We start from the raw sequence: 11,483 nt of genomic DNA, 5'->3' as shown, positions 1-11,483 counted from the left end.
GCGATTGTGTCTGCAATCGGATGCCTCACCGTGGTTTCCGCTATGTCCGCTTGCGGCAAGCGATTCGCCGGCTGCGGACGTGAGGCTCACATATGGGAGCAAAACCGCCCGGAGTGAAGCACCCCGGGCGGTTCATCAATAATATTATTCAGCAGCAGCTGCGAGCAGCTTGACCGAACCGCCGGCCTTTTCGATCTTTTCGATCGCCGACTTGGAAGCGCCGGCGACTTCGATCGAAACCTTCGCCTTCAGTTCGCCGTCAGCGAGAACGCGGACGCCGTCCTTTTCGCGACGGATGACGCCGGCAGCCTTGAGGGCAGCCGCATCGACGGTCTTGGAAGCGTCGAGCTTCTTGGCGTCGATTGCCGTCTGGATACGGCCGAGCGACACGACAACAAACTCCGAAGCGAAGATGTTGTTGAAGCCGCGCTTCGGCAGACGACGATAGATCGGCATCTGGCCGCCTTCGAAGCCGTTGATAGCAACGCCCGAACGCGCCTTCTGACCCTTGACACCGCGGCCGGCCGTCTTGCCGGAGCCCGAACCGATACCACGGCCGAGACGCTTGCGGCTGTGGGTCGAGCCTTCGTTGTCCTTGATTTCATTCAGTTTCATGAGCTTATCCCCCTCACTTCTCGTCGACGACGCGAACGAGGTGCTGGACGGTCCGGATCATGCCGCGAACAGACGGAGTGTCTTCGAGCGTGCGAACCCGGTGCATCTTGTTGAGACCCAGGCCGATAAGCGTCTGACGCTGTACGGCCGGACGGCGAATGGGGCTACCGATCTGTTCGACGGTAACCGTCTTCTGTGCAACTTCTTTCTTAGCCATCTGGCAGCTCCCTTATTCTTCGGAAGCAGCGCCGGAGGAAACGCGACGAGCCTGGAGCGTGGCGTACTTCATGCCGCGCTGAGCTGCGATGTCCTTCGGGTGCATCTGGTTCTTGAGGGCGTCGAAGGTTGCGCGAACCATGTTGTAGGGGTTCGACGAACCGGTCGACTTGGCGACGACGTCATGAACGCCGAGCGTTTCGAAGACGGCGCGCATCGGGCCACCGGCGATGATACCGGTACCGGCCTTGGCCGAACGCAGCAGCACCTTGCCGGCGCCGTGACGGCCATGGACGTCGTGATGCAGAGTACGACCACCACGCAGCGGGACGAAGATCAGGTCGCGCTTGGCAGCTTCAGTCGCCTTGCGGATGGCTTCCGGCACTTCGCGCGCCTTGCCATGACCGAAGCCGACGCGGCCCTTCTGGTCGCCAACGACGACGAGAGCTGCGAAACCGAAACGACGACCGCCCTTCACCACCTTGGCGACGCGGTTAATTGCTACGAGCTTGTCGACAAATTCGCTGTCGCGCTCTTCGCGGTTCTGGCGATCTTCGCGAGAACCCTTTCTTTCCTGTGCCATTGTCCTTTTCCTTTTTCTTTTCCGGGTGCAATCGGCAGATTGACAAAAGTCGCCTCCGTCACTTGGATCGGATGCGACCGGAAACCTATGAGAGTTCCAGGCGGGCGCAAAACCCGCCTGGCAACTGATCAGAAGTTCAGACCACCTTCACGTGCAGCTTCGGCCAGAGCCTTGATGCGACCGTGATAGATGAAGGCGCCACGATCAAAGACAACGTCCTTGACGCCAGCCTTTACGGCGCGCTCAGCGATGAGCTTGCCGACGGCAGCAGCTGCTGCCGCGTCAGCGCCCGTCTTCAAAGACGAACGCAGATCGGTGTCGAGCGTGGAGGCAGACGCAAGCGTCTTGCCGGCCACGTCATCGATAACCTGTACGTAGATGTTCTTCGACGAGCGATGAACCGACAGGCGCGGACGGCCATTCGCGACCGCCTTGATTTGACGGCGCACGCGGTTGGCGCGACGCACAAGAGTATCTTTCCTGCTAGCCATTTCGCGTGATCCTTACTTCTTCTTGCCTTCTTTGCGGACAATCCGCTCTTCGGCATACTTGACGCCCTTGCCCTTGTAGGGCTCGGGGCCACGGTATTCGCGGATTTCCGCGGCAACCTGGCCGACCTGCTGCTTGTTGATGCCCGACACGATGATTTCGGTCGGCTTCGGAACAGCGATCGTGATGCCTTCCGGCGTCTGGTAGACGACGTCGTGGCTGAAGCCGAGCGCCAGCTGCAGGTTCTTGCCCTGCAGCGACGCACGATAACCAACGCCGTTGATTTCGAGCTTGCGCTCGTAACCGTCCTTGACGCCCTTGAGGATGTTCTCGATCATCGTGCGGGACATGCCCCACTTGGAACGAGCATCCTTGCTCTGGTTGAGCGGCTGTACAACAACCGCATTTTCTTCGAGCTTTACCGAGACTTCGTCGTTTGCAACGAAGAACAGTTCGCCCTTCGGGCCCTTTGCCGTTACCTTCTGGCCATCCACGCTTGCCGTGACGCCTGCCGGAACCTGAACGGGCTTTTTACCGATACGAGACATTTTTATACCTGTCTGTTCGCTATGGAGAACTTGCTACGCCTTAGAAGACGGAGCAAAGAATCTCGCCACCAACATTCTGTTCGCGTGCCTGATGATCGGCCATCACGCCCTTCGGAGTCGAAAGGATGGTGATGCCGAGGCCGTTCGCGACCTGCGGAATGGACTTAACCGAGACATAAACTCGGCGGCCCGGCTTGGAAACGCGTCCGATCTCACGGATTACGGAAGCGCCTTCGTAGTACTTCAGCTCGATGTTCAGCTCGGCCTTGCCGTTGCCAAATACGACTTCAGAGTACCCACGGATGTAGCCTTCAGCCTGAAGGACATCCAGAACACGTGCGCGGAGCTTCGAAGCCGGCGTGGAAACGCTCGACTTGCGGCGAGCCGCGCCGTTACGGATACGGGTGAGCATATCGCCCAGCGGATCAGTCATTGCCATGTGCCCGTCTCCTTACCAGCTCGACTTGACGATGCCCGGCACCTTGCCGAGATTGCCCAGTTCGCGAAGCGCAATACGCGACATACGAAGTTTACGATAGTAGGCGCGCGGACGGCCGGTGACTTCGCAACGGTTGCGAATGCGGGTCTTGGATCCATCACGCGGCAAACCTGCCAGCTTGATGGTTGCCTTGAACCGCTCTTCGATCGGCAGAGACTGGTTCATGATGATTGCCTTCAGCGCGGCACGCTTCGAAGCTTGCCCGGCAACCAGTTTGCGGCGGCGCTTGTTCTTTTCAACTGCGCTCGTTTTCGCCATAAAAGTTATCCTTCTTTACGCTTGTCGTTACGGATTACTGACGGAACGGGAAGTTGAACTCTGTGAGCAGAGCGCGAGCTTCGTCGTCGTTAGTTGCCGTCGTGCAAACGATGATGTCCATGCCCCACATCTGATCAACCTTGTCGTAGTTGATCTCAGGGAACACAATGTGCTCCTTGACGCCCATGGCAAAGTTGCCACGACCATCAAAGGACTTCGGATTGAGGCCACGGAAGTCGCGAACGCGCGGAAGAGCGATGTTCACGAGACGATCCAGGAACTCATACATCCGAACGCCGCGCAGGGTAACCTTGGCACCAATCGGCATGCCTTCGCGAAGCTTGAAGCCTGCGATGGAGTTGCGAGCGCGGGTGATTACCGGCTTCTGGCCAGCAATCGCAGCGAGGTCGGCAGCAGCAACGGACGGCTTCTTGGAGTCACCCGTCGATTCGCCAACACCCATGTTGATGACGATCTTGTCGAGGCGCGGGATCTGCATCTCGTTGGCGTAGGAGAACTTCTCCTGCATTGCCGCACGAATACGCTCGACATATTCCTTCTTGAGCCGCGGCTCATAAGCGGACTTAGCCATCGATCACTACTCCCGAACGCTTGGCCACGCGGACCTTCTTGTCACCGTCGATCTTGAAGCCGACGCGGGTCGGCTTGCCGTCCTTCGGATCGGCAATCGCGATGTTCGAAAGATGGATCGAGGCTTCCTTGTTGATGATGCCGGCTTCCTGGCTCTGGGTCTGGCGCTGGTGACGCTTCACCATGTTGACGCCACGCACGACAGCCCGGTCTTCCTTCGGCATAACCTGGACGACTTCGCCGGTACGGCCCTTGTCCTTACCGGTGAGAACGACGACTTTGTCGCCTTTGCGAATCTTTTGCATCTCTCTACGCTCCTTTAGAGTACTTCTGGAGCCAGCGAGATGATCTTCATGTGGTTCTTGGCGCGAAGTTCGCGCGGAACCGGTCCGAAGATACGGGTGCCGATCGGCTCTTTCTTGTTATCGATAAGAACGGCTGCATTGGTGTCAAAGCGGATGACAGAACCATCCGGACGGCGGATGTCCTTCGCAGTGCGAACGACAACAGCCTTCATGACATCACCCTTCTTTACGCGGCCGCGCGGAATGGCTTCCTTGATCGAAACGACAATGATGTCGCCGACCGACGCATACTTGCGCTTGGAGCCGCCCAGCACCTTGATGCACATGACACGACGTGCGCCGGAATTATCCGCCACGTCGAGGTTTGTTTGCATCTGAATCATGTCAGGTCGCCTTCTTGTTGTTACCCGGCCGGTTGGGTCGAAACCCCCTCGCCTGGCTTATAGTGCTCATCTCAAAGCAAAAGAACGCCCGGACTCGAGCGTTCCCCTGCTTCAATTGCGTGCTTCATACAGGTATTTGCCCAAGACGCAAGGGTCTTCGGGTCAAAACCTGCAGAAATCAGGCGTGGACGGCTACGACCGTCCAGCGCTTATCCTTCGAGATCGGCGCGCATTCCTCAATGGAAACGACGTCACCAACCTTGAACTGGTTGTTTTCGTCGTGCGCCTTGTACTTCTTCGAGCGACGGACAGTCTTCTGGAGGATCGGGTGCGCAAAACGGCGCTCGACCCGGACGACGACGGTCTTGTCGTTCTTGTCGCTGACAACAGTGCCCTGCAGAATGCGTTTCGGCATATTTTCTGGTCCTTAGGCCTTGGCTTCTGCCGCCTTCTGGCGGGCAATGGTTTTGACGCGTGCGATGTCCTTGCGGACTTCGTTGATACGCGAAGACTTCTCGAGCTGGCCGGTTGCCTTCTGGAAGCGCAGGTTGAACTGCTCCTTCTTCAGCTTGGCAAGCTCTTCGTTGAGTTGATCGGCGCTCAGAGCGCGAACTTCTACGGCTTTCATGAGTTCACTCCTTACTCTGCGATACGCTGCACGAAGCGCGTCTTGACAGAGAGCTTGGCAGCGCCAAGACGAAGTGCCTCACGGGCAAGTTCTTCGCTGACACCATCGATCTCAAACATCATACGGCCGGGCTTGACCTTGCATGCCCAGTATTCGACCGAACCCTTACCCTTACCCATGCGGACTTCCGTCGGCTTGGCGGTTACGGGAACGTCGGGGAACACACGGATCCACACGCGGCCGGCGCGCTTCATGTGACGCGTGATCGCGCGGCGGGCCGCTTCGATCTCGCGCGCATTGACGCGGTTCGGCTCTTGAGCCTTCAGGCCGAATTCGCCGAAGGCAAGATCAGAACCGCCCTTGGCTACGCCCTTGATGCGGCCCTTGAACTGCTTGCGATACTTCGTACGCTTTGGCTGCAACATTTTTTTACTTCTCCGATATTGGCTGCCAAACGCGAATGTTACGCGTTTTCACGACGGCGGTCACGATCGCCACGGTCGCGATCACGGCTGCCTGGGCCCTGGTTGTCACTTTCGATCGCACGGCGCTCGGAAGCCATCGGATCGTGCTCAAGGATTTCGCCCTTGAAGATCCAGACCTTGATGCCGCAGATACCGAAAGCGGTTTCCGCTTCGGCCGTGCCGTAGTCGATGTCCGCACGCAGCGTGTGCAGCGGAACGCGACCTTCGCGGTACCATTCGGTACGAGCGATTTCGGCGCCACCGAGACGACCGGCGCAGGTGATCTTGATGCCTTCGGCGCCAAGACGCATGGCCGACTGAACAGCGCGCTTCATCGCACGGCGGAAAGCCACGCGGCGCTCGAGCTGCTGGGCGATCGACTGGGCAACGAGCGTTGCATCAACTTCCGGCTTGCGTACTTCAACGATGTTGAGGTGCGTTTCGGAGTTGGTCATCTCGGAAAGCTTCTTGCGGAGCTTTTCGATGTCGGCGCCCTTCTTGCCGATGATGAGACCCGGGCGAGCCGAGTGGATCGTGACGCGGCACTTCTTGTGCGGACGCTCGATGACCACCTTGGCGATGCCGGCAGCCTTCAGCTCTTCCATCAGGTAAGCGCGGATCTTCAGGTCTTCATGCAGCAGCTGGCCGTATTCGGCGTTGTCTGCAAACCAACGGCTATCCCAGGTCCGGTTGATACCGAGACGGAAACCGATCGGATTAATCTTCTGACCCATTATGCGGCCTCCCCTTTGGCTTCCACTTCACGAACGACGATCGTCAAGTGCGAGAACGGCTTTTCGACGCGCGATGCACGGCCGCGACCACGGGCGTGGAAGCGCTTCATGACGATCGACTTGCCAACGTAAGCTTCTGCAACGACGAGCGAATCGACGTCGAGATCGTGGTTGTTCTCTGCGTTTGCGATGGCAGATTCAAGGGTCTTCTTGACCGTTTCTGCAATGCGCTTGCGGGAGAATTCCAGTTCGGCCAGAGCGCGGTCGACCTTCTTGCCGCGGATCATCGCGGCAACCAGGTTGAGCTTCTGGGGGCTGACGCGGATCGTGCGCGCAATTGCCTGCGCCTCATTATCCTTCAGCCGGCGTTCGGCTTTTGCCTTGCCCATTGTTACTTCCTCTTTGCCTTCTTGTCCGCGCCATGACCGTAGTAGGTCCGGGTCGGAGAGAATTCGCCAAACTTGTGACCGACCATGTCTTCATTGACGCTGACCGGAACGTGCTTGCTGCCGTTGTAGACGCCGAAGGTGAGGCCGACAAACTGCGGAAGGATCGTGGAGCGGCGGCTCCAAATCTTGATCACTTCGTTACGACCGCCTTCGCGGACCTTCTCAGCCTTCTTGAGAAGATAACCGTCAACGAACGGACCTTTCCATACTGAACGAGTCATTCGAGACTTCCTCTCTTACTTCTTCTTCTGGTGGCGCGAGCGCATGATGAACTTGTCGGTCGACTTGTTCGAGCGCGTACGCTTACCCTTCGTGGGCTTACCCCACGGGGTAACCGGGTGACGACCACCCGAGGTACGGCCTTCACCACCGCCGTGCGGATGGTCAACCGGGTTCATGACGACACCGCGAACGTGCGGCTTCTTGCCGCGCCAACGCGAACGACCAGCCTTACCGTCATTGATGTTGCCGTGGTCGGGGTTCGACACGGCGCCAATCGAAGCAAGGCAGGAACCATGCACCAGGCGCTGTTCGCCCGAGTTTAGGCGAAGGATTGCCATGCCCTGGTCGCGACCGACGAGCTGCGCGTAGGTACCGGCGGAGCGGGCCATCTGGCCGCCCTTGCCCGGCTTCATTTCCACGTTGTGGATGATGGAGCCGACCGGGATGTACTGCAGCGGCATCGTGTTGCCGGGCTTGACGTCAACGGCCTTCTCCGAAGCGATGACCTTGTCGCCGGCAGCGAGGCGCTGCGGAGCGAGGATGTAGGCCTTTTCGCCGTCGGCGTAGTTGACGAGCGCGATGAATGCGGTGCGGTTCGGGTCGTATTCCAGACGCTCGACCGTGCCCTCAACGTCGAACTTGCGACGCTTGAAGTCGACCAGGCGGTAGGTACGCTTGTGACCGCCGCCCTGGAAGCGAACGGTGATGCGACCGAGGTTGTTGCGACCGCCCTTGGAGGACAGGCCCTCGGTCAGCGCCTTGACCGGCTTGCCCTTGTAGAGGCCAGCCCGGTCAACGATGACCAGCTGGCGCTGGCTCGGGGTCGTCGGATTGAAACTTTTCAATGCCATTTTCTTGTTCCCTTTTGGGTTTTTACCCTAATGGGCCTATCCGTTAGAGACCGGTGGAGACGTCGATGGACTGACCGTCGGCGAGCGTAATGATCGCCTTCTTCACGTCCTTCTGCTTTCCGGCAAAGCCGCGGAAACGCTTCGTCTTGCCCTTGCGGACCAGCGTGTTCACGGCCGTAACCTTGACGCCGAACAGAGCTTCGACAGCAGCCTTGATTTCAGGCTTCGAAGCGTCCTTGGCGACGTTGAAGACGACCTGGTTCTGTTCGGAAACCAGCGTCGACTTTTCAGTGATCGAGGGAGACACGATCACGTCGTAGTGGCGAAGATCCGTCATTTGAACCGCTCCTCCAGAGCTTCCACGGCAGCCTTGGAAAGCACGAGCTTGCCACGGCGCAGAATGTCGTAAACGTTGATGCCCTGAACCGGCAGAACGTCCACGTTCGGGATGTTCTGGGCTGCGAGCTTGAAGTTGTTCTCGATCTCGGCGCCGCCGATGAAGAGAGCGTTGGTGAGGCCGAGCGAGGCGAACACGCCGGCGAGAGCCTTGGTCTTGGCTTCCTTGGCAACGAGATCGTCGATGACGATGATCTCTTCAGCCTTCAGCTTGGCCGACAGTGCATGGCGCAGACCGAGGGCGCGAACCTTCTTCGGCAGGTCATGAGCGTGGCTGCGAACAACCGGGCCGTGAGCCTTACCACCGCCACGGAACTGCGGAGCACGAGCGGAGTGGTGGCGGGCGCGGCCCGTACCCTTCTGCTTGTACATCTTGGCGCCGGTGCGCGAAACTTCCGCGCGGCCCTTGGCCTTGTGCGTGCCCTGCTGCTTCTTGGCGAGCTGCCAGCGAACGACGCGGGCAATGATGTCTTCACGGGGTTCGAGGCCGAAAATGGCGTCAGAAAGGGAAACCTTTCCCGCGTCCTTGCCCTCGAGGGTTTTGACGTTGAGATCCATTACTCGGCTCCCTTACTTCGATGCTTCGGCGCGCACAGCGGCCGGGCGCGGAGCGCCTTCCGGGGTGCCCGACTTGATGGCGTCACGAACGACGATCCAGGCACCCTTGGAGCCGGGGACTGCGCCCTTGACCAGGATCAGACCGCGGTCTTCATCGGTCGATACGACTTCGAGGTTCTGGGTGGTGACGCGGGTCTGACCCATGTGACCAGCCATGCGCTTGCCCTTCCAAACGCGGCCCGGATCCTGGTTGGAACCGGTCGAACCATGCGAACGGTGCGATACGGAAACGCCGTGCGTTGCACGCAGACCACCGAAGTTGTGGCGCTTGATCGCACCAGCAAAGCCCTTACCGATCGTGGTACCGGTGACGTCAACGAGCTGGCCGGCAACGAAATGGTTGGCCGTCAGTTCGGAACCGATGTCGATCAGGTTGTCCGCGGAAACGCGGAACTCGACGAGCTTCGCCTTCGGCTCGACGTTGGCAGCAGCAAAATGGCCGCGCATCGCCTTCGGCGTGTTCTTGACCTTGGCAGTGCCGGCGCCCAGCTGGACAGCGACGTAGCCGTTCTTCTCTTCCGTACGCTGGGCTACCACCTGGCAGTTCTCCAGCTTCAATACTGTAACCGGGATATGCTCACCGGCGTCGTTATAGACGCGGGTCATTCCCACTTTCTGTGCAATCACACCTGAACGCATCGGTTCATTCCTCTTGAGAGTTAGTGATGAGGCGGGCCCCCTCACATCTCTGGTTTAAGGTTTCCTTGAGATCATCCGATCTTGAGGTCGCCCGTTTTCGGAAGCCGTTGGACCGGGGTCCACGTACCTTCCTTGTTATTAAAGCTTGATTTCCACGTCGACGCCGGCAGCCAGGTCGAGCTTCATCAGCGCGTCAACGGTCTGCGGGGTCGGATCTACGATATCGAGAAGGCGCTTGTGGGTGCGCATTTCGAACTGTTCACGGCTCTTCTTGTCGACGTGCGGCGAGCGGTTGACCGTAAACTTTTCAATGCGCGTCGGCAGCGGTACGGGACCGCGCACGCTTGCACCGGTACGCTTTGCCGTCGACACGATTTCGCGCGTCGAGGCGTCGAGGATCCGGTGATCAAACGCCTTGAGGCGGATGCGGATGTTCTGGCCGTTCATACGACTTATCCTTGTTCATGTTGTCTGCGGTTTCCGTGGAAAAACACGCATTGAACTTCGTTTAATGTTCGGCCAGTCCGCTAATTTTCAAAGATCGGAGGGACAGGGTTTCCCCTGCCCCTTCCTATTTGAGCGGCCGTGGCCGGCCTGTCTTTTTGTGAGCGCACAACGTCGAAGCACCGTGCAAATCACGCGTGGGCGCCATTTGCACTATTTCGTCGTCTTCGGCAAGCCGTGCGACCAACTAAATCTTTAGGGGCGGGTATGTTCGAGGCGCATAGCACACGCGCCTCGCATTTCTCCGCCCTCAGTCTCGTCGATTACTCGACGATCGAGGCAACGATGCCTGCGCCGACGGTACGGCCGCCTTCGCGGATCGCGAAGCGCAGCTTTTCTTCCATCGCGATCGGAACGATCAGCTCAACGGCAACGGTGACGTTGTCGCCCGGCATGACCATTTCCGTGCCTTCCGGCAGCGTCACGATGCCCGTCACGTCCGTCGTGCGGAAGTAGAACTGCGGACGGTAGTTCGTGAAGAACGGCGTATGACGGCCGCCTTCTTCCTTCGTCAGGATGTAGGCTTCAGCCATGAACTTCTTGTGCGGCTTGACCGAACCCGGCTTGCACAGGATCTGGCCACGCTCAACGCCGTCACGGTTAACACCACGGATCAGCGCGCCGATGTTGTCGCCGGCCTGGCCCTGGTCGAGCAGCTTGCGGAACATTTCAACGCCCGTAACCGTCGTCTTCGACGTGTCGCGGATGCCGACGATTTCAACTTCTTCGCCGACCTTGACGATGCCGCGCTCAACGCGACCGGTCACAACCGTACCACGGCCCGAGATCGAGAACACGTCTTCGATCGGCATCAGGAACGGCTGGTCGATCGGACGCTCCGGCGTCGGGATGTAGGCGTCAACAGCAGCCATCAGCTCGCGGATCGCGTCTTCGCCGATCTTCTTGTCCGAATCTTCGAGTGCAGCAAGCGCCGAGCCCTTGATGATCGGAATGTCGTCGCCCGGGAATTCGTAGGACGACAGCAGTTCGCGAACTTCAAGCTCGACGAGCTCGAGAAGCTCGGCGTCGTCAACCTGGTCGACCTTGTTGAGGAACACGACGATTGCCGGAACGCCAACCTGGCGAGCGAGCAGGATGTGCTCGCGGGTCTGCGGCATCGGGCCGTCAGCGGCCGAGCAAACCAGGATCGCGCCGTCCATCTGCGCAGCACCGGTGATCATGTTCTTGACGTAGTCGGCGTGGCCGGGGCAATCAACGTGAGCGTAGTGACGGTTCGCCGTCTCATACTCAACGTGGGCCGTCGAAATGGTGATACCACGGGCCTTTTCTTCCGGCGCAGCGTCGATCTGGTCATACGCCTTGAACTCGCCGAAGTACTTCGTGATCGCTGCGGTCAGCGACGTCTTGCCATGGTCAACGTGGCCAATCGTGCCAATGTTAACGTGCGGCTTGTTGCGCTCAAATTTGCTCTTTGCCATTTCCGGCTCTCCGTTTTCTATCCCCTCGCGGGGAAAACTTTCTTATCTGCTT

Annotated in this window: 22 protein-coding genes; all 22 read right to left on the bottom strand. The window is 59.0% G+C overall.

Annotated elements, in window-relative coordinates:
* Window positions 1-144: 144 nt before the first annotated feature.
* Entirely contained in the window at window positions 145-615 is a 471-nt protein-coding gene (gene rplO, locus V7S54_RS19425; RefSeq protein ID WP_057255582.1) for a 50S ribosomal protein L15, read from the bottom strand.
* A 13-nt stretch (window positions 616-628) separates the two neighbouring features.
* Window positions 629-832 (bottom strand): 50S ribosomal protein L30, encoded by a 204-nt coding sequence (rpmD, locus tag V7S54_RS19420; protein WP_065377426.1) that lies wholly within the window; start codon window positions 830-832, stop codon window positions 629-631.
* Window positions 833-844: 12 nt separating this feature from the next.
* Window positions 845-1,414, bottom strand: a complete 570-nt coding sequence (gene rpsE / locus V7S54_RS19415) for a 30S ribosomal protein S5 (RefSeq protein WP_034795569.1) — start codon at window positions 1,412-1,414, stop codon at window positions 845-847.
* 128 nt (window positions 1,415-1,542) lie between these two features.
* A complete protein-coding gene (rplR, locus tag V7S54_RS19410) occupies window positions 1,543-1,905 on the bottom strand; it encodes a 50S ribosomal protein L18 (RefSeq protein WP_025426679.1) in 363 nt (120 codons plus the stop codon).
* Between the two features lie 12 nt (window positions 1,906-1,917).
* The gene (gene rplF / locus V7S54_RS19405) at window positions 1,918-2,451 is read right to left on the bottom strand and encodes a 50S ribosomal protein L6 (protein ID WP_065377427.1); all 534 of its coding nucleotides are present in this window, start codon (window positions 2,449-2,451) and stop codon (window positions 1,918-1,920) included.
* 40 nt (window positions 2,452-2,491) lie between these two features.
* Complete coding sequence (rpsH, locus tag V7S54_RS19400; RefSeq protein ID WP_025426677.1) at window positions 2,492-2,890, bottom strand: 30S ribosomal protein S8; 399 nt, start codon at window positions 2,888-2,890, stop codon at window positions 2,492-2,494.
* Between the two features lie 12 nt (window positions 2,891-2,902).
* Window positions 2,903-3,208, bottom strand: coding sequence for a 30S ribosomal protein S14 (gene rpsN / locus V7S54_RS19395; protein WP_057255578.1), 306 nt, complete (start codon window positions 3,206-3,208; stop codon window positions 2,903-2,905).
* Between the two features lie 34 nt (window positions 3,209-3,242).
* Window positions 3,243-3,800 carry a 50S ribosomal protein L5 gene (gene rplE / locus V7S54_RS19390; protein ID WP_065377428.1) on the bottom strand — a complete coding sequence of 186 codons (558 nt, stop codon included), beginning with the start codon at window positions 3,798-3,800 and terminating at the stop codon, window positions 3,243-3,245.
* Window positions 3,793-4,104 carry a 50S ribosomal protein L24 gene (gene rplX, locus V7S54_RS19385; protein WP_025426674.1) on the bottom strand — a complete coding sequence of 104 codons (312 nt, stop codon included), beginning with the start codon at window positions 4,102-4,104 and terminating at the stop codon, window positions 3,793-3,795. Before rplX ends, rplE begins: the two co-directional genes overlap by 8 nt.
* A gap of 14 nt (window positions 4,105-4,118) precedes the next feature.
* A complete protein-coding gene (gene rplN, locus V7S54_RS19380) occupies window positions 4,119-4,487 on the bottom strand; it encodes a 50S ribosomal protein L14 (RefSeq protein ID WP_034795548.1) in 369 nt (122 codons plus the stop codon).
* 178 nt (window positions 4,488-4,665) lie between these two features.
* Complete coding sequence (gene rpsQ, locus V7S54_RS19375) at window positions 4,666-4,902, bottom strand: 30S ribosomal protein S17 (protein WP_057255576.1); 237 nt, start codon at window positions 4,900-4,902, stop codon at window positions 4,666-4,668.
* A gap of 12 nt (window positions 4,903-4,914) precedes the next feature.
* Window positions 4,915-5,115, bottom strand: coding sequence for a 50S ribosomal protein L29 (gene rpmC, locus V7S54_RS19370; RefSeq protein ID WP_057255575.1), 201 nt, complete (start codon window positions 5,113-5,115; stop codon window positions 4,915-4,917).
* A gap of 11 nt (window positions 5,116-5,126) precedes the next feature.
* Window positions 5,127-5,540, bottom strand: coding sequence for a 50S ribosomal protein L16 (rplP, locus tag V7S54_RS19365; protein WP_011975175.1), 414 nt, complete (start codon window positions 5,538-5,540; stop codon window positions 5,127-5,129).
* A gap of 38 nt (window positions 5,541-5,578) precedes the next feature.
* Window positions 5,579-6,313, bottom strand: coding sequence for a 30S ribosomal protein S3 (gene rpsC, locus V7S54_RS19360; protein ID WP_057255574.1), 735 nt, complete (start codon window positions 6,311-6,313; stop codon window positions 5,579-5,581).
* A complete protein-coding gene (rplV, locus tag V7S54_RS19355) occupies window positions 6,313-6,702 on the bottom strand; it encodes a 50S ribosomal protein L22 (RefSeq protein WP_057255573.1) in 390 nt (129 codons plus the stop codon). Before rplV ends, rpsC begins: the two co-directional genes overlap by 1 nt.
* A 2-nt stretch (window positions 6,703-6,704) precedes the next feature.
* Window positions 6,705-6,983, bottom strand: coding sequence for a 30S ribosomal protein S19 (gene rpsS, locus V7S54_RS19350; protein WP_018239488.1), 279 nt, complete (start codon window positions 6,981-6,983; stop codon window positions 6,705-6,707).
* A 15-nt stretch (window positions 6,984-6,998) separates the two neighbouring features.
* Complete coding sequence (gene rplB, locus V7S54_RS19345) at window positions 6,999-7,835, bottom strand: 50S ribosomal protein L2 (RefSeq protein ID WP_065377429.1); 837 nt, start codon at window positions 7,833-7,835, stop codon at window positions 6,999-7,001.
* Window positions 7,836-7,878: 43 nt separating this feature from the next.
* The gene (locus tag V7S54_RS19340; RefSeq protein ID WP_057255571.1) at window positions 7,879-8,172 is read right to left on the bottom strand and encodes a 50S ribosomal protein L23; all 294 of its coding nucleotides are present in this window, start codon (window positions 8,170-8,172) and stop codon (window positions 7,879-7,881) included.
* Complete coding sequence (gene rplD, locus V7S54_RS19335) at window positions 8,169-8,789, bottom strand: 50S ribosomal protein L4 (protein WP_065377430.1); 621 nt, start codon at window positions 8,787-8,789, stop codon at window positions 8,169-8,171. The genes V7S54_RS19340 and rplD overlap by 4 nt, the downstream gene beginning before the upstream one ends.
* 12 nt (window positions 8,790-8,801) lie before the next feature.
* On the bottom strand, window positions 8,802-9,488 hold the full coding sequence (gene rplC, locus V7S54_RS19330; RefSeq protein ID WP_065377431.1) for a 50S ribosomal protein L3: 687 nt from the start codon (window positions 9,486-9,488) through the stop codon (window positions 8,802-8,804).
* 138 nt (window positions 9,489-9,626) lie between these two features.
* Window positions 9,627-9,935 carry a 30S ribosomal protein S10 gene (rpsJ, locus tag V7S54_RS19325; protein WP_003507767.1) on the bottom strand — a complete coding sequence of 103 codons (309 nt, stop codon included), beginning with the start codon at window positions 9,933-9,935 and terminating at the stop codon, window positions 9,627-9,629.
* Window positions 9,936-10,255: 320 nt separating this feature from the next.
* The gene (tuf, locus tag V7S54_RS19320) at window positions 10,256-11,431 is read right to left on the bottom strand and encodes an elongation factor Tu (protein ID WP_065374644.1); all 1,176 of its coding nucleotides are present in this window, start codon (window positions 11,429-11,431) and stop codon (window positions 10,256-10,258) included.
* Window positions 11,432-11,483 lie beyond the last annotated feature (52 nt).

This window comes from Ensifer sp. CCNWLY38, assembly GCF_037120565.1.
Taxonomy (GTDB): Bacteria; Pseudomonadota; Alphaproteobacteria; order Rhizobiales; family Rhizobiaceae; genus Ensifer; species Ensifer adhaerens_H.
This window is presented reverse-complemented; position numbering and strand designations above follow the sequence as displayed.

Bases quoted from the DNA above. Each gene is read 5' to 3' on its own strand.
- rplO (WP_057255582.1), bottom strand. From the start codon at position 615: ATGAAACTGAATGAAATCAAGGACAACGAAGGCTCGACCCACAGCCGC.
- rpmD (WP_065377426.1), bottom strand. From the start codon at position 832: ATGGCTAAGAAAGAAGTTGCACAGAAGACGGTTACCGTCGAACAGATC.
- rpsE (WP_034795569.1), bottom strand. From the start codon at position 1,414: ATGGCACAGGAAAGAAAGGGTTCTCGCGAAGATCGCCAGAACCGCGAA.
- rplR (WP_025426679.1), bottom strand. From the start codon at position 1,905: ATGGCTAGCAGGAAAGATACTCTTGTGCGTCGCGCCAACCGCGTGCGC.
- rplF (WP_065377427.1), bottom strand. From the start codon at position 2,451: ATGTCTCGTATCGGTAAAAAGCCCGTTCAGGTTCCGGCAGGCGTCACG.
- rpsH (WP_025426677.1), bottom strand. From the start codon at position 2,890: ATGGCAATGACTGATCCGCTGGGCGATATGCTCACCCGTATCCGTAAC.
- rpsN (WP_057255578.1), bottom strand. From the start codon at position 3,208: ATGGCGAAAACGAGCGCAGTTGAAAAGAACAAGCGCCGCCGCAAACTG.
- rplE (WP_065377428.1), bottom strand. From the start codon at position 3,800: ATGGCTAAGTCCGCTTATGAGCCGCGGCTCAAGAAGGAATATGTCGAG.
- rplX (WP_025426674.1), bottom strand. From the start codon at position 4,104: ATGCAAAAGATTCGCAAAGGCGACAAAGTCGTCGTTCTCACCGGTAAG.
- rplN (WP_034795548.1), bottom strand. From the start codon at position 4,487: ATGATTCAGATGCAAACAAACCTCGACGTGGCGGATAATTCCGGCGCA.
- rpsQ (WP_057255576.1), bottom strand. From the start codon at position 4,902: ATGCCGAAACGCATTCTGCAGGGCACTGTTGTCAGCGACAAGAACGAC.
- rpmC (WP_057255575.1), bottom strand. From the start codon at position 5,115: ATGAAAGCCGTAGAAGTTCGCGCTCTGAGCGCCGATCAACTCAACGAA.
- rplP (WP_011975175.1), bottom strand. From the start codon at position 5,540: ATGTTGCAGCCAAAGCGTACGAAGTATCGCAAGCAGTTCAAGGGCCGC.
- rpsC (WP_057255574.1), bottom strand. From the start codon at position 6,313: ATGGGTCAGAAGATTAATCCGATCGGTTTCCGTCTCGGTATCAACCGG.
- rplV (WP_057255573.1), bottom strand. From the start codon at position 6,702: ATGGGCAAGGCAAAAGCCGAACGCCGGCTGAAGGATAATGAGGCGCAG.
- rpsS (WP_018239488.1), bottom strand. From the start codon at position 6,983: ATGACTCGTTCAGTATGGAAAGGTCCGTTCGTTGACGGTTATCTTCTC.
- rplB (WP_065377429.1), bottom strand. From the start codon at position 7,835: ATGGCATTGAAAAGTTTCAATCCGACGACCCCGAGCCAGCGCCAGCTG.
- V7S54_RS19340 (WP_057255571.1), bottom strand. From the start codon at position 8,172: ATGACGGATCTTCGCCACTACGACGTGATCGTGTCTCCCTCGATCACT.
- rplD (WP_065377430.1), bottom strand. From the start codon at position 8,789: ATGGATCTCAACGTCAAAACCCTCGAGGGCAAGGACGCGGGAAAGGTT.
- rplC (WP_065377431.1), bottom strand. From the start codon at position 9,488: ATGCGTTCAGGTGTGATTGCACAGAAAGTGGGAATGACCCGCGTCTAT.
- rpsJ (WP_003507767.1), bottom strand. From the start codon at position 9,935: ATGAACGGCCAGAACATCCGCATCCGCCTCAAGGCGTTTGATCACCGG.
- tuf (WP_065374644.1), bottom strand. From the start codon at position 11,431: ATGGCAAAGAGCAAATTTGAGCGCAACAAGCCGCACGTTAACATTGGC.